Here is a 15184-nt window from a genome sequence, read left to right on the forward strand (position 1 = left end):
CCCTGCTGGCTGAGATGCGGCATTTCGAGTGCCAGTGTGCCAGAGGGGGGCACCAGAGGGGGGCGCCGGCGGGCGAGAGCGGCGCGGACCGGCTTCGCCCCGGCACGCCCTGGCCCTCCCGTCCCGCCCCCGTCTAGGATCGGCCCTGCGTCCAAACGAAAACAGCGCCGCAGGACGGCGCCGGGGGAAACGTGCCGTGGAGACGACCAGACGATCGCTGCTGCAGGCCGGCGCCGCCGCCGCCACCGCCACCGCCACCGCGGGCCTGCCCTGGCGCCCGGCTCGCGCCCAGGCGGCCGGCCCCATCCGCATCGGCGTGCTGACCGACATGGCGGGGCCCTATCGCGACATCAACGGCCCCGTCTCCGTCGCCTGCACCCGCCTCGCGGCGCAGGAGGCGGCCCGCCTCGGCCTGCAGGTGGAGGTGCTGGTGGCGGACAACCAGAACCGCCCGGACGTCGCGCTGAACATCACGCGGCAATGGTACGACCGCGACGGCGTCGATGCCGTCGTCAACATCACCTCCTCCGCCGCCGCCCTCGCCGTCGCCGAGCTGTCGCGGGAGAAGAACAAGGTGATGCTCGCCACCTCGCCCGCGACCTCCGACCTCACCGGCCGCGCCTGCACGCCGAACACCGTGCACTGGGTCTACGACACCTACATGCTCGCCAACTCCACCGGCGGCGCCACGGTGAAGGCGGGCGGCACGAGCTGGTTCTTCATCACCGCCGACTACGCCTTCGGCCATTCGCTGGAGCGCGACACCACGCGCTTCGTGCAGGCGAATGGCGGCAAGGTGCTGGGCGCGGTCCGCACGCCCTTCCCGGGCACGACGGATTTCTCCTCCTTCCTGCTGCAGGCCCAGGCCTCGGGCGCCAAGGTGATCGGCCTCGCCAATGCCGGCACGGATACGGTGAACTGCATCAAGCAGGCGGCGGAGTTCGGCATGACCCGGCGCGGCATCAAGGTGGCGTCGTTGCTGATGTTCCTGCCGGATGTGCATGCGCTCGGCCTGCCGGTGGCGCAGGGGCTGGTCTGCACCGAGACCTTCTACTGGGACCTCAACGACCGCACCCGCGCCTTCGCCCAGCGCGCCCGCGCGCTCGCCGGCCAGGTCCCCATCAGCATGATCCAGGCCGGCGAGTATTCGGCGACGCTGCATTACCTGAAGGCGGCCGCCGATCTCGGCCTGGCGGCGGCCAAGGCCGATGGCGCGGCCACCGTGGCCCGCATGAAGGCGATGCCCTGCGACGACGACGCCTTCGGCCCCGGCCGCATCCGCGAGGACGGGCGGAAGCTCCACCCGGCCTATCTCTTCGAGGTGAAGAAGCCCGAGGAGAGCCGCGGCCCCTTCGACTACTACAAGCTGCTGCAGACCACCGAGGCGGAGCAGGCCTTCCGCCCGCTCGGCGAAGGCGGCTGCCCCCTCATCCGCGCCTGACCGGGCGCGGCGCCTATTCCCCCGGCGCCGGCACCATCGCCGCGCGCCGGCGGGCGACGCGGGACCGCGCGGATTGCTTGCGCCACCAGATCAGCACGCCCGTGGCGCTGACCACGGCGACGACGACGCCCATGACGGAGATGAGGATCCGCCCCGGCAGGCCGAGGATGCGCCCGGAATGCAGCGGGAATTGCGCCTGGACGAAGATGTCGGCGGCGGTGCCGACCCAGGGCTCCTGCCGCCCGAGGATGCGGCCATCCTGCCCGTCGAGGTAGAGCAGCGGCGGCCCCACCCCGGCCGCGCCATGCTCGTCGCCCGGCTGGAAGAAGCGGAGGCCGTAGAGGCCGAAGCCCGGCGCGTAGAACAGGCTGCCGGCCGGCTCGGCCCAGCCGCGCCGCGAGGCCTCCGCCTGGCCGAGCGCCACGGCCTCCTCGCGCGTGATGCGCGGCGCGATGGGGGCGTGCAGCGGCGCCGGGGCGCGTTCCATGAAGGGCGTCGGGCTGAGTTGCGAGACCTGCGACATCAGCGGCAGGAAGACCTCGCGGTAGAGGTTGAGCGAGAAGCCGGTGAAGGCGAGCGTCAGCAGCAGCGCCCAGGTCCAGAGGCTGACGGCGCGATGGATGTCGAAGGTGATGCGGTAGCTGCTGCCGGAGCGCTTGATCATCCAGGCCGGCTTCCAGCGCGCCCAGGTGCCGCGGGAGAGTTGCCGCGTCACCGCCGCCGGGCGGTCGCGCCGCGGCGCTGGCCGCGGCGGCAGGGTCAGGTAGAAGCCGATGAAGCAGTCGATCGTCCAGAGGATGGCGATGCCGCCGAGCAGCCAGATGCCCCAGCGGTCGATGCCCCAGACCTCTGGCATGTGCAGGCTGAAATGCAGCTTGTAGAGGAAGGAGACCAGCGTCTCGCGGCTGATCGGCCAGGCTTGGCCCCATTCGCGGCGGCCGAGCTCCTCCCCGGTCGCGGGGTCGAGGAAGACCTGGTTGTAGCCAGGCTCGTACAGCCGGCCGGTCGCCGGATCGACCGCCGGCTGCACGAAGATCGCCAGGGATTCCCCAGGCTCGACGGAGAGCGGGACGAAGGTGGCGCGCACCCGCGGGTCGCGCGCCTCGACGGCCCGCGCCAGTTCGAGCGGCGGCAAGGCCGGGCCAGGGACGCGGGCCTCGGTCAGATGCGGGTTCAGCCACTCGTCCAGCTCGTGGTCCCAGGAGATGACCGCACCGGTGAGGCCGGTGACGATCAGGAAGCCGGCGATGAACAGCCCGACCCAGCGATGCAACAGCCCGGCAGCCTGGCGCATGATTTGCCCTCGTTCCGTCTTGCAGCGCGTGGGAGGCGGCACCCTATGGACGCGGGGCGGCCCCGCCGGCAAGCGCGATGCGCCCCGGGCCGCGGCCAGGACGCAGCGGGGCGAGCAGCCCAGGGTGGTCCGGAGGGGGAGGCAGGATCGCTGGTGCCGACACCCAGGATTGAACTGGGGACCTACTGATTACGAATCAGTTGCTCTACCGCTGAGCTATGTCGGCGTTCCAGGCGGCGGGGAGATACACGCGCCGCCCGCAAAGGGCAACGCCCCCTGCGCAATTCTCTTCCGCGGGCAGGCCGCCGCGGCCCCCCGGCTCAGGCCGCGCTCGCCGCCGGCATCGCGGGGCGCGCGGGGGAGGTCCAGGCGATCTGCCCGACCGTGCCGCAGCTCGTGCAGACCGGCGTCCAGCGCGGCTGCTCCGTGCCGCAATGCGCGCAGCGCCAGGCCGGCTCCGGCGACGCCGCGGCGGCCTGGCGCAGCCAGCGGGCCTGCGCCGCCCGCGCCTCGGCGGTCTCGCCATGCTCGGCCTCCTCGAGCTCGGCCAGCAGCAGATAGGCCCGCCGATCCGCCTCGCCCGAGGCCACCAGCGCATCCAGCGCCGCCCGTGCCCGCCCGGTCAGCCCGGCGGCCAAGGCGATGCGGGCCAGCAGCAGCCGGCTCTCGGCCGCCTCCGGGTTGCGGCGGATGAGCTGCTCCACCGCCTTCACCCGCATCAGCACGTCCGGCTCGTCCACCAGATAGGCCTCGGCGAGGTCGGGATGCGGCGCCGCGGCCCAGGCCTCCTCCAGCACCGCCCGCGCCCGCCGCGGGCTGCCGCCCTCGCGCAGCCGCTGCGCATGCGCGATCGCCGCCGGCGCGAAGCCCTTGTCGAGCTGGAAGGCCTGCCGCTCCAGCTCGGCCGCCTTGGTCGCATCCGGCTCCTGCGCCGCCGCCGCCAGGGCCAGCACCGGCTTCGGCGTCTCGGGCGCCGAGAGGGCGAGCGCCTCGCGCCAGTCATGGGTGCGGAGCGCCAGCTCCGCCCGCTCCTCGCGCAGCCAGGCGGCGCCGGGCTGGATCGTCTCGGCCTCCCGCGCCAGGGCCTGCGCCGCCTCCCAGTCGCCCCGCTGCATCGCCTGCCGCAGCAGGCCGCGCAGGCCGAGGAAGCGGGCATCCTCGCGCTCGGCCAGGGTGCGGAACGCCTCGGCCGCCGCATCCTCGCGGCCGGACAGCCGCTCGGCCTCGGCCGCCAGCAACAGGGTCTGCGGCGTGTCGCCGAGATGCTGGCGGGCCTTGCGCACCTCGAGCCGCGCCGCCTCCGCGGTGCCGGCCGCGAGCGCGATCAGCGCCCGCGTCACCGCGGCGTCGCCATCCGCCCGCCGGCGCAGCGCCCGCTTCTCGCGCAGCCGTCGCGGCAGCCGCCGCAGCGCGCCGATCGCCACCAGGATGCCGTGCAGCACCAGAAAGCCGAGGGCCAGCAGCAGCAACGCGATGGGGAAGCTGGTGCCGATCCAGGCATCGCCCACCTGGATCTGCACGGTGCCGCCGAGCTCGGCCAGGTACATCGCCGCGGCGACGCCGATGACCAGCAGCAGCAGGACTGCGATCGCAGCGCGCATCGGCTCAGCCCGCCGCCAGCTGGCGCAGCGCGGCGCGCGCCGCGAGCAGCGCCCGCGCCTGGTCGGCCCAGCCCTGCATCGCCTGCCGCGCGGGCGGCGGCAGCCGGTCGATGTGCTGCAGGCTCATCTCGACATCCCCGGCCTCGAGGGCGCGGCGGGCGCGCTCGATCTCCGCCTCCGCCGCATCGCCCCAGACCACCTGGTCGCCGCGGCGGATGGTGACGAGGCCGCCGAGCCGGGTCAGCGCGCTGTCCATCACGCCCGGCTTGCTGCCATCGGGCTGCATCGCCGCGTCCGAGGCGGCGCGCGCCGCCTTGGCCGCGTCCTCGAAGGAGAGGCGGAGCGCGGCCTCGGTCGGCGGCGCCGCCTGGGCGAAGCGGGCGAGGGCCTGCGGCGGCTGGTCGATGCGGGCGAGCGCCTCGCCGAGCGGCTGGCCGGCGCCGAGCGCGCCGCGCAGCCTGTCGATGGCGGCGAGCCGCGCGGTGCGGCTCTCCAGCGCCTGCATCTGCTTCTGCGCCTGCTCCAGCGCCGCGACGCGCTGGCCGAGCGCCGCGTCGAGCGCGCCGAGCTTCTGCTGCGTCGTCTGCTCCAGCGTCTGCAGCCGCTGCTGCGCCGCCTGGTCGCGCTGCTCATCGGCGCGGGCCGCCTCCTGCAGCTTCTGCGTCAGCGCCTGCTGCGCCGCCTGCTCGCGCTGCTCGTCGGCGCGCTGCGCCTCCTGCAGACGCCGTGTGAGATCGGCATCGAGCTGCTGCAGCCGCGTCGCCTGCGCCTCCACCCGCGTGCCCAGCGCATCGAAGGCGGCGCGCGGCGCGACGGCGGCGGGATCGAAGGCCGGCTTCGCCTCCAGCGCCTGCAGCCGGCGCTCATTGGCGGCGGCGCGGTCGGTCGCCTGCGCCGCGCCGCGCTCGGCCACCGCCGCGCGCTCGGCGAGCGAGGCCACCTGCCCCTCCAGCGGCCGCAGGTCCGGCATCTGCGGCGGCGGCTTGTTCTCGAGCGCCTGCACCCGGCCTTCCAGCGGCGCCAGCGCCTGCAGCCGGCCGCCGAGCGTGCCGAGCTCGCCGCGCACCCCCTCCAGCGCGCCGAGCCGCTGCTCGAGCTGCGCCACGCGCGCCGGGTCGACGCCGGCCTCGTTCGTCGAGCGCGGCGTCTTCAGCAGCCACCACAGGGCGAGCAGGAGCACGACGCCGCCAAGGACGATCATCACCGCCGCCGGGTCGAGGCGCTTCGGCGCGGGCGGGTCCAGCGGCGAGTTGCGGGGCGTCGGCGACGGGGTGGTGCCAGGGGTGCCACCACCAGGGGTGCCGGCGGGTGTCTCGGGAGTCTCGCTCATGGGTGCAGCCTACCTGGGACCGAGCAAAGCCAACAATGAGTCCTGGTCGGGCCGACCGGCGACTCGCACCGCGCGCCAAGCCAGGGGTGCGAGGGCCCGGACCGCCGCCTCGGCAACTCTCGGGCTGATGACCAACGCCTCCATCGACGCCGCGGTTGCGGCATGGCCGGAGGCCTTGAGGAGGGAGATGGCACGCCGCGCCGAACGGGGCGAGAAGAACAGGGCGGCAACAACCTCACCATCCCGTTGCAAGGCGGCGAGCGCCGTCTCGGGCAGCGCGGCGGCCGGCCGCGCCGCATAGGCGACGCGGCGCAGCACGCGAAAGCCGTGCGCGCGCAGCCCGGCCGCGAGCTCGGCGCCGTAGCCCTCGCCCACGGCCAGCAGCAGCGGCCCGGCCGCCGGGTCGAGGCTGCGGGCCGCCAGCGCCGCCAGCGCCGCGGCATCGCCCGCCGCCGCCGCCACCCGGGCGAAGCCGCGGGCCCGCGCCTCGGTGGCCGTCGCCTCGCCCACCGCCAGCACCGGCAGGTCGCCCAGCCGGTCCTCCAGGCCCTCGCCCAGCGGCAGGGCGCGGGCGGCGGCCCGGCTGGTCAGCAGCAGGGCCTGGGCCGGCGGCAGGGCGAAGGGGCGCGCGGCCAGGACCAGGGCGGGGGCGAGGACCGGCCGCCAGCCGAGGCCGGCCACCCGATGCGCCGTCTCCGCCCCGCCGGGCTCCGGGCGGGTGACCAGCACGCCGGGCGGCGTCGCGGGCGACGCCATGGCGTCAGGCGAAGAGGTCGGCGGGGCTGTCCGCGCGCAGGCTGCGGCCCAGCTCGGCGCCCAGCTCCCGCGCCTGCTTCACCAGGCCGGTCAGGGCGCGCTTCAGCAGGAAGGAGCCGTCCGGCCGCGCCACCAGCCCGGTCAGGTGCAGCTGGCCATCCGGCAGCAGCCGCGCATGGCCGCCGATCGGCGTGCGGCAGGAGCCGTCGAGCGCGGCGAGGAAGGCGCGCTCGGCCCGGCTGACGGCCGCCGCCTCGCGGTCCTCGATGGCCGAGAGCAGCTCGCACAGCTCCTCGTTCGATTCGCGGACGGTGATGCCGACGATCCCCTGCCCGGCGGCCGGCACCATCGCCTCCGGGTCGAGGACGATCGCCGCCTGCTCGGCCATGCCGAGGCGCTTCAGCCCGGCGAGCGCCAGCAGGCTGGCGGTGAACTCGCCGCTGCGCACCCGGCCGAGCCGGGTCTGCACATTGCCCCGGATGACGCCGCAGCGGAGATCCGGGCGGGCGAAGAGGATCTGGCTCTGCCGGCGGACCGAGGCGGTGCCGACCAGGGCGCCGGCCGGCAGGCAGGCATAGGGATCGGCGGCGTCGGGCACGCCGCAGCCCTCGCCCAGCACGATCGCATCCCGCGCATCCTCGCGCTTCAGGGTGCAGGCGAGGACGATGCCGGGGGGCAGCTCGGTCTCCAGGTCCTTCAGGCTGTGGACCGCGAAATCGATCCGGCGGTCGAGCAGCGCCTCGTGGATCTCCTTGGCGAAGAGGCCCTTGCCGCCAATATCGGCGAGGCGCCGGTCGAGGATGCGGTCACCCGAGGTGGCGATGACATGCTCCTCGAAGGCCTGCGCCGCGCGCAGGACCGGGCAGAGATCGCTGATGATGGCGAGGAAGTGCCGGGTCTGCCACAAGGCGAGCGGCGAGCCGCGCGTGCCGACGCGCAGCGGCAGGGCACTGCCGTGGCGCGGAACCTCGGACAGGGGATGGCCGGCGGACATGGGCGCCCTCATAGGGCCGCGGCCATGGATGGGAAAGTGGGATGGACGATCGGGCGGCGGTGCTGGGGCTGGAATCGAGCTGCGACGAGACCGCGGCGGCGATTCTCCGCGCGGATGGCACGATCCTGGCCGAGGCGGTGCTGAGCCAGCTGGCGGAGCACGCCCCCTATGGCGGCGTGGTGCCGGAGATCGCGGCGCGGGCGCATCTCGATGCGCTGCCGCAACTGGTCGGACAGGTGATGCGGCAGGCCGGGCTCGGCTATGCCGATCTCGCCGGCGTTGCCGCCACCTCCGGCCCCGGGCTGATCGGCGGGCTCATCGTCGGCGCGACGCTCGGCAAGGGCATCGCGCTCGCGCATGACCTGCCCTTCGTCGCGGTGAACCATCTCGAGGCGCATGCCCTGACCGCCACCCTGCCCGGCCTCGCCGCCGGGCCGGTGCGTTTCCCCTATCTGCTGCTGCTGCTCTCGGGCGGCCATTGCCAATGCGTCGAGGTCGCCGGGGTCGGCCGCTACCGTCGGCTCGGCACGACGCTCGACGACGCCGTGGGCGAGGCCTTCGACAAGGCGGCCAAGCTGCTCGGCCTGCCCTGGCCGGGCGGGCCGGCGCTGGAGCGCCTGGCGGCCAGCGGCGATCCGGCCCGCATCCCGCTGCCGCGGCCGCTGCTCGGCCGGCCGGGCTGCGACTTCTCCTGGTCCGGCCTCAAGACCGCGGTGGCGCATGCCCTGGCGCGGCTGCCCGGCGCGACGGAGCAGGACCGCGCCGATCTCGCCGCCGGCTTCCAGGCCGCCGTCGCCGCGGTGCTGGCGGACCGGGCGCGCCACGCCCTGGCCCTGGTGCCGGCGGCCAGCGCGCTGGTGGTGGCGGGCGGGGTCGCCGCCAATGCCGCGGTGCGGGCGGCGCTGGCGGGGGCGGCCGCTGCCGCCGGGCTGCCGCTGGTGGCGCCGCCGATCCGCCTCTGCACCGACAATGCCGTCATGGTGGCCTGGGCCGGGGTGCAGCGGCTGCGCCGCGGCTTGCCGGACGAGCTCGGCCACGCGCCCCGGCCGCGCTGGCCGCTGGAGGGGCTGGCGGCCTGACGCGGCCGGCGCCGGGCCGATTTCCCTGGCGAAATCTGGCTGAATTGTTACGATCCCTCCATCCTGGGCACCGAAGGACCCGGGAGGATGGGAGGCTTCCATGGATCGATCGAGGGACGGCGCCGCGCTGGCGCTGCTGTTCGGCGGGGTGGCGCTGGCGGTGGTCACCGCCTTCTTCCTGCCCGTGCTGCATGTCCGCGGCGCCGACCGCGCGCTGCTCGGCCTCTCGGCCTGGCAGGCGGTGCCGCTGATGACCCTGCTGAAGCTCGCCGTGCTGGCGCTCGCCCTCGCCGCCGGGCTGCTGCCGCACCTCCGCCCACTGCGCCTGCCGATCGCCGCCGCGGCGGGGGTGATGATGTTCCTGCCGGCGCTCGGCGCGCTCATCGCGGCGGTCACGCATTGGAGCGGGCTGCGGGCCGCCATCGAGGCGATGAGCGGCTCGCGCACCCCCTGGATCGATCCCGGCTGGGGCCTGGTCGCCCTGCTCGCCGCGGCGCTGATGCTGGTCGGCGGCCTGCGCCGCATCGACCGCGCCGAGGCCAGCACCGCCTGACGCGGCCTAGGCGGTGATGCCGCCATCCACATGCAGCACCTGGCCGGTGACGTAGCCGGCGGCCGGCGAGGCCAGGAAGGCGATCGCCGCCGCCACCTCCGCCGGCTCGCCGAGGCGGCGCAGCGGGATGCGGGCGATCCGTTCCTCGAAGGCCGCGGGGCTGAGCGCGGCATGCGCGCCGGCATCCTTGCGGGTGAAGCCGGGGGCGACGGCATTCACCGTGATGCCCGGCGCCCATTCGATGGCCAGCGCCCGGACCAGCGCCTCCAGCCCCGCCTTGGCGGCGGCCGAGGCGGGAAAGAGCGGCTGCTCCAGCCGGAAGACATGCGCGACGAAGGAGGAGACGGCGACCAGGCGCGGCTGCGTGCCCGCCGCCAGATGCGGCTGCGCCGCGCGGGCGAGGCGGAGCAGGGCCAGGGTGATGGCGTCGTGGCTCGCGGTGAAGGCCGCGTCGCTCAGCGCCGCGACCGGGGTGCGGTCGGCGAAGCCGGCATTGGCGACCACCACGTCGAGGCCGCCGAGCGCCGCCGCCGCGGCCTCCACCGCCCGCTCCGGCGCCCCGGCCTCGGCGAGGTCGCCGAGCAGCGCCTCCGCCCGGCCGCCCGCCGCCCGCACCGCCTCGGCCACCTGCTCCACCCCCGCGCGGTTCTTCCGCGTGTGCAGGGCGATCGCCACGCCGGGACCGGCGAGCAGCCGGCAGAGCGCGGCGCCGATGCCGCTCGCCGCGCCGGTGATCAGGTATCTGCGCTCCGCCATCGCCATGCTCCGCTTGCCGCGCGATCATGCGGCGCCGCCCCGGCCCCGGGAAGCGGCCGCACCGCCGCCCGCCTGCCCCCCCCGCTTGTCGTCCCCCCGCCTGTCGTCCCCTGCTTGTCCTCCCCTTGGCCGGCCCGCATCCTGGCCGGACCATGCTGCGAGGAGGATGCGCGTGACGCTGACGGTGCTCGAGCCCGAGGGGCTCTATCCCGATACCAGGCTCGAGCAGGAGATCCTCGGCCCGGGCGTGCGCATCCTGCAGGGCAACGCCAAGGCGAGCCTCGCCGAGCTGCCGGAGTCGCTGCTCGCCGAGGTGGATGGGCTGATGACCCTGCGCATGGCGGTGCCGGCCGAGCAGATCGCCCGCTTCCCGCGCCTCAAGGTGGTGGTGCGCATGGGCGTCGGCTATGACCGCGTCGACCGCGCCGCCTGCGCCGCGCGCGGCATCCTGGTCGCCAACGTGCCGGATTACGGCACGATGGAGGTCGCCGAATTCGCCGTGCTGCTCGCCCTCTCGCTGCGCCGCGGCCTGCTGCTGTATCACGACACCCAGCGCGGCGAGGCGCCGGCCCCTTGGGCGGTGCTGCCCTCGCCCTTGCACCGGCGGCAGGAGGTGCAGCGCTTCGGCATCCTCGGCCTCGGGCGCATCGGCAGCGCCGCGGCGCTGCGGGCCAAGGCGCTCGGCTACCAGGTGGTGTTCCATGATCCCTACCAGCCGAATGGCTGGGACCGGGCGCTCGGCATCGCCCGCGCCCGCACGCTGGACGAGCTGCTGGCCCAATCCGACGTGCTCTCCATCCATTGCCCGCTGACGCGCACCACGCGCGGGCTGATCGGCGAGCGGGAGCTGCGGCTGCTGCCGCGCAACGCCGTGGTGGTGAACACGGCGCGCGGCCCGATCCTCGACATCGACGCGCTGGAGCGCTGCCTGCGGGACGGCCACATCGCCGGCGCCGGCCTCGACGTGATCCCCGAGGAGCCGCCGCGCGAGCCGCTGCCCTCGCTGCTCCGCGCCTATCGGGCGCGCGAGCCCTGGCTGACGGGGCGGCTGGCGATCACGCCGCATATCGCCTTCCACACGCCCGAGGCCTGGGACGACATCCGGCGCAAGAGCATCGAGACGATGCGCGACGTGCTGGTGGACGGGCTGCGGAGCAACGTCATCCCGCCGGAGAGCGATTGAGACCTCCACGGCGTCGCTGCGCGTCGCCGTCGGGGCCCCGTGATTCACCTCGAGCCTGAGGCAGGTCGCAGCCTGCCGCGGCGTCGCCGCGGCAGGGCAAGGGGCCGCGTCCTGCGCGCCGGCCTCAGTTGCTGCAGACGGGCATTGGGTTGCGGCCGTAATGCACGCAATTGGTGCCGACCGGGCTCGGCTTCACATGGTCGCAGGCGGCCAGCAGGCCGAGCAGCAGGAGGGCGGCGACTCGCATGGGCGGTCCTTCGGTGGCGCGGCCGCCTATGCCCGCGCCCGCGCCCACCGGTCCAGTGAAGCCTTGGACAGGCGGCGCCGCCCCGGGGCCCGGGCCCCGGCAGGGTCGGGCGAGGCGAAGCGCCGCGCTCCCGGTCCTCCGGCCATGCGCCACGGCGGGTATCCAGGGCCCCTCCAAGGCAGCGGCCCCCAGGCCGGCGGCCCGCCCCCGCCGACCGGCCCCCGCCGACCAGCCCCGGCGCCGGCCGGCGCGCCATCGCCGCGCCGCGGGAGGACCAGCCGGACTTTCCCGCCCCGCCGCGATCTGCTCTAGGCTGGTGGCTAAGCAAATCCCGGAGAGACGTCATGCATCGGCGCGCCCTGCTCTCGGTCCCGCTCGCCACCCCCTTGCTGCTGCCCGCCGCGGCCGAGGCGCAGGCCCCGGCGCTGGCGACGGAGGAGTTCTCGGTGCCGACGAAGGATGCCGGCATCGAGCTGTTCCTGCGCAACAAGCGGCCGGAGGGCGCCGCCGCGCCGCGCCCGGATCGCACCCTGCTCTTCGTCCATGGCGCCACCTATCCGGCGAGCACCACCTTCGACCTGCCGCTCGGCGGCCTGTCCTGGATGGATTACATCGCCGGCCGCGGCTTCGATGTGTGGTGCATGGACCTGCGCGGCTATGGCCGCAGCACGCGGCCGCCGGAGATGGCGCGGCCGGCGGCGGAGAGCCCGCCCGTCGAGCGGGGCGAGCAGGCCGTCGCCGACATCGCCGCCGTCGCCGAGTTCATCCGCCAGCGCCGCGGCCTGCCGAAGATCACCGTCATGGGCTGGTCCTGGGGCACCTCGCTGATGGCGCGCTACGCCGCCGACAACCCGGCGCTGGTCGAGCGCGTGGTGCTCTACGCGCCGCTCTGGACCCTGCAGGGGCCGCCGCCGATCGGGCCGAATGGCGGCACGCTCGGCGCCTACCGCACGGTGACGCAGGCGGCGGCGAAGCAGCGCTGGCTGAACGGCGTGCCGGCCGAGAAGGCCGCCGCCCTGATCCCGCCCGGCTGGTTCGAGCACTGGGCCGGCGTGACCTGGGCGACCGATCCCGAGGGGCAGCGGCAGAGCCCGCCGGTGCTGCGGGCGCCGAACGGCGTGCTGCAGGACCTGGCGGATTACTGGGCGCCCGGCCGGGAGCCCTTCTACGACCCGGCCAAGATCCGCGCCCCGGTGCTGCTGGTGGTGGCGGAATGGGACCGCGACACGCCGCCGGCCATGGCGGCGACGATCTTCCCGCTGCTGACCGCGAGCCCGGGCAAGCGGCTGGTGATGCTGGCCGAGGGCACCCACAGCATCGCCATGGAGCGCAACCGCGGCGCCCTGTTCCAGGCGGTGCAGGTCTTCCTCGAGGAGGCGATGGGCTGACCCCTGGCACCAGCGGCGCGGCGGCCCCGGGGTGTTCCACCCCGGGGCACGGCAGGCTAGAGCGTGATCGCCTGAGGTGGACTCACCGAAGGCGTGAATCACACGACCAAACAAGGCCCTGGACCATGGTCCGCGAACCGCAGTGAGCGGATCATGGCCTAGGGCGTGATCGCCTGAGGTGGGCGCACCGAAGGCGTGAATCACACGACCAAACAACGCGCTGGACCATGGTCCGCGAACCCGAGTGAGCGGATCGTGGTCCAGCTTCGCCCCCCGCGGGAGAGATCGCCATGGCCGGCTCCGACCAGACCAAGAAGTCCTTCAAGCTGCGCAGCCAACGCTGGTTCGACGACCCGGAGGACCCGGGCATGACGGCGCTCTACACCGAGCGCTACCTCAATTTCGGCCTGACGCGGGGCGAGCTGCAATCGGGCAAGCCGATCATCGGCATCGCCCAGACCGGCAGCGACCTCGCCCCCTGCAACCGCCACCATCTCGACCTGGCGAAGCGGGTGCGGGACGGCATCATCGCCGCCGGCGGCATCCCGCTGGAGTTTCCCATCCACCCGATCCAGGAGACGGGCAAGCGGCCGACCGCGGCGCTCGACCGCAACCTCGCCTATCTCTCCCTGGTCGAGGTGCTGCACGGCTATCCGCTCGACGGCGTGGTGCTGACCACCGGCTGCGACAAGACGACGCCCGCCTGCCTGATGGGCGCGGCGACGGTGAACATCCCGGCCATCGTGCTCTCCGGCGGGCCGATGCTGGACGGGCATTTCCGCGGCCAGCTCACCGGCTCGGGCACCATCGTCTGGGCGGCGCGCAAGCAGCTCGCGGCCGGCGAGATCGACTACGAGCGCTTCATGGAGCTGGTCGCCTCCAGCGCCACCAGCGTCGGCCATTGCAACACCATGGGCACGGCGCTGTCGATGAACTCCCTGGCCGAGGCGCTGGGGATGTCCCTGCCCGGCTGCGCCGCCATCCCCGCCCCCTTCCGGGAGCGCGGGCAGATGGCCTATGCCACCGGGCGGCGCATCGTCGAGATGGTGCACGAGAACCTGCGCCCCTCCGACATCCTGACGCGCCAGGCCTTCGAGAACGCCATCGTCGCCGCCTCGGCCATCGGCGCCTCCACCAACTGCCCGCCGCACATCATCGCCATCGCCCGGCACATGGGCGTCGCGCTGACGATCGAGGACTGGGACCGCATCGGCCACGACATCCCGCTGCTGGTGGATTGCCAGCCCGCCGGCCGCTTCCTCGGCGAGGCCTTCCACCGCGCCGGCGGCGTGCCGGCGGTGATGCGGGAGCTGCTGCAGGCCGGCAAGCTCCATGGCGACGCCATGACCGTGACCGGCCGCAGCTACGCCTCCAACCTCGAGAGGCTGGAGGAGCCGGACCGCGAGGTGATCCGCGCCTATGGCAGCCCGATGAAGCAGCATGCCGGCTTCGCCATCCTCTCGGGCAACATCTTCGACAATGCGGTGATGAAGATCTCGGTCATCGACGAGAGCTTCCGGCGCCGCTTCCTCGCCGATCCGCCGAACGTCTTCGAGGGCAAGGTCGTGGTCTTCGAGGGGCCGGAGGACTACCACGACCGCATCGAGGACCCCTCGCTCGGCATCGACGAGCGCACCGTGCTGGTGATCCGCAATTGCGGCCCGGTCGGCTATCCCGGCAGCGCCGAGGTGGTGAACATGCAGCCCCCCGCGGCGCTGATCAAAGCCGGCATCGACACGCTGCCGACCATGGGGGATGGGCGGCAGAGCGGCACCTCCGGCAGCCCCTCCATCCTCAACATCTCGCCCGAGGCGGCGGTCGGCGGCGGCCTCGCCCTGATGAAGTCGGGCGACCCGATCCGCATCGACCTCAACACCCGCAAGGTGGACCTGCTGATCCCGGAGGCCGAGCTGGCCGCGCGGCGCGCCGCCTGGCAGCCGCCGAAGCTGCCGAACAAGACGCCCTGGGAGGAGATCCAGCGCAGCATGGTCGGACAGCTCGGCACCGGCGCTTGCCTGGAGCCGGCGACGCTGTATCTCAACGTGCTGGAGAGCAGGGGCGAGAGTCGCCACAACCACTGATCTTCAAACGGGGGCGATTTGCGCGACGAATGACCCCCATCGACACTTCGCATTGGCAGCGCCGGGGAAATTCCCCAAATCTGGGTGTAATCGGGCGGCTATCGGGCCGCCCTCTCCCTTGAGGTCGATGTCCATGTCGCGCATTTCGCTTGCCGCAGGTCTGCTGCTCGGCCTGGCCGCGGCCCCTGCCCTCGCCCAGGGCAGCGATGCCCTGCCGGGAACCCTGACGTCGCGCACCTTGCAGCAGAACCAGCGTGCCTTCCTCCCGGCGCCCCCGACGACGCAGGTGGTGCAAGGCGCCAAGCCGGCGGTGGCGAAGGACCGCCAGGCGCAGTCCGGACCGGCCGCCCGCCCTGGGCGGCGCGTGGTCCTGGCCGAGCGCTCGGCGCGATAGCACCACGCGATCCGTCCACCCGCTGACGCCGCGGCCCGCCTGGGCCGCGGCGTTCTGCTGTCCGGCCCCCGGAGCCACCGGGAGCGG

General features: G+C 74.3%; 14 protein-coding genes and 1 tRNA gene. 7 read left to right on the forward strand and 8 right to left on the reverse strand.

The genetic code is table 11. From position 1 onward, the window contains the following. Positions 1-196 precede the first annotated feature (196 nt). Positions 197-1441: an ABC transporter substrate-binding protein gene (locus DOO78_RS18790; RefSeq protein ID WP_111471407.1), complete on the forward strand. Its 1245-nt coding sequence runs from the start codon at positions 197-199 to the stop codon at positions 1439-1441. A gap of 13 nt (positions 1442-1454) precedes the next feature. Here DOO78_RS18790 and DOO78_RS18795 read toward each other — a convergent pair whose 3' ends face one another. The 6 genes from DOO78_RS18795 to hemC all read right to left on the reverse strand — a co-directional run bounded on the left by DOO78_RS18795 (position 1455) and on the right by hemC (position 7416). Beyond that, positions 1455-2735: a PepSY-associated TM helix domain-containing protein gene (locus tag DOO78_RS18795; RefSeq protein WP_111471408.1), complete on the reverse strand. Its 1281-nt coding sequence runs from the start codon at positions 2733-2735 to the stop codon at positions 1455-1457. 151 nt (positions 2736-2886) lie between these two features. After that, positions 2887-2961 (reverse strand) — tRNA-Thr (locus tag DOO78_RS18800). 94 nt (positions 2962-3055) lie between these two features. Continuing rightward, entirely contained in the window at positions 3056-4336 is a 1281-nt protein-coding gene (locus DOO78_RS18805; RefSeq protein WP_111471409.1) for a heme biosynthesis HemY N-terminal domain-containing protein, read from the reverse strand. Between the two features lie 4 nt (positions 4337-4340). Then, entirely contained in the window at positions 4341-5666 is a 1326-nt protein-coding gene (locus DOO78_RS18810; RefSeq protein WP_128080092.1) for a hypothetical protein, read from the reverse strand. A 9-nt stretch (positions 5667-5675) separates the two neighbouring features. Next, positions 5676-6422, reverse strand: coding sequence for a uroporphyrinogen-III synthase (locus tag DOO78_RS18815; RefSeq protein WP_111471411.1), 747 nt, complete (start codon positions 6420-6422; stop codon positions 5676-5678). A gap of 4 nt (positions 6423-6426) precedes the next feature. Continuing rightward, entirely contained in the window at positions 6427-7416 is a 990-nt protein-coding gene (gene hemC / locus DOO78_RS18820; RefSeq protein WP_243634604.1) for a hydroxymethylbilane synthase, read from the reverse strand. A gap of 41 nt (positions 7417-7457) precedes the next feature. Here hemC and tsaD point away from each other — a divergent pair, with 41 nt between their 5' ends. Both tsaD and DOO78_RS18830 read left to right on the forward strand, forming a co-directional pair. Further along, positions 7458-8495, forward strand: coding sequence for a tRNA (adenosine(37)-N6)-threonylcarbamoyltransferase complex transferase subunit TsaD (tsaD, locus tag DOO78_RS18825; RefSeq protein ID WP_111471413.1), 1038 nt, complete (start codon positions 7458-7460; stop codon positions 8493-8495). Between the two features lie 100 nt (positions 8496-8595). Beyond that, positions 8596-9048: a hypothetical protein gene (locus tag DOO78_RS18830; RefSeq protein WP_111471414.1), complete on the forward strand. Its 453-nt coding sequence runs from the start codon at positions 8596-8598 to the stop codon at positions 9046-9048. A gap of 6 nt (positions 9049-9054) precedes the next feature. Here the strand turns inward: DOO78_RS18830 and DOO78_RS18835 are convergent, their stop codons facing one another. Next, positions 9055-9804, reverse strand: coding sequence for an SDR family NAD(P)-dependent oxidoreductase (locus DOO78_RS18835; RefSeq protein WP_111471468.1), 750 nt, complete (start codon positions 9802-9804; stop codon positions 9055-9057). Positions 9805-9976: 172 nt separating this feature from the next. On the opposite strand from DOO78_RS18835, the gene DOO78_RS18840 reads away from it, so the two are divergent. Then, the gene (locus tag DOO78_RS18840; RefSeq protein WP_243634605.1) at positions 9977-10987 is read left to right on the forward strand and encodes a C-terminal binding protein; all 1011 of its coding nucleotides are present in this window, start codon (positions 9977-9979) and stop codon (positions 10985-10987) included. A 124-nt stretch (positions 10988-11111) separates the two neighbouring features. Here DOO78_RS18840 and DOO78_RS28460 read toward each other — a convergent pair whose 3' ends face one another. Next, positions 11112-11234 carry a hypothetical protein gene (locus tag DOO78_RS28460; protein ID WP_279387811.1) on the reverse strand — a complete coding sequence of 41 codons (123 nt, stop codon included), beginning with the start codon at positions 11232-11234 and terminating at the stop codon, positions 11112-11114. Between the two features lie 344 nt (positions 11235-11578). Here DOO78_RS28460 and DOO78_RS18845 point away from each other — a divergent pair, with 344 nt between their 5' ends. The 3 genes from DOO78_RS18845 (at position 11579) to DOO78_RS18855 (ending at position 15097) form a co-directional block, all read left to right on the forward strand. After that, on the forward strand, positions 11579-12622 hold the full coding sequence (locus DOO78_RS18845) for an alpha/beta hydrolase (protein WP_111471416.1): 1044 nt from the start codon (positions 11579-11581) through the stop codon (positions 12620-12622). A gap of 290 nt (positions 12623-12912) precedes the next feature. Next, positions 12913-14703: an IlvD/Edd family dehydratase gene (locus DOO78_RS18850; RefSeq protein ID WP_111471417.1), complete on the forward strand. Its 1791-nt coding sequence runs from the start codon at positions 12913-12915 to the stop codon at positions 14701-14703. Between the two features lie 133 nt (positions 14704-14836). Further along, positions 14837-15097: a hypothetical protein gene (locus tag DOO78_RS18855; RefSeq protein ID WP_128080093.1), complete on the forward strand. Its 261-nt coding sequence runs from the start codon at positions 14837-14839 to the stop codon at positions 15095-15097. Positions 15098-15184 lie beyond the last annotated feature (87 nt).

This window comes from Roseicella frigidaeris (assembly GCF_003258945.1).
Taxonomy (GTDB): Bacteria; Pseudomonadota; Alphaproteobacteria; order Acetobacterales; family Acetobacteraceae; genus Paracraurococcus; species Paracraurococcus frigidaeris.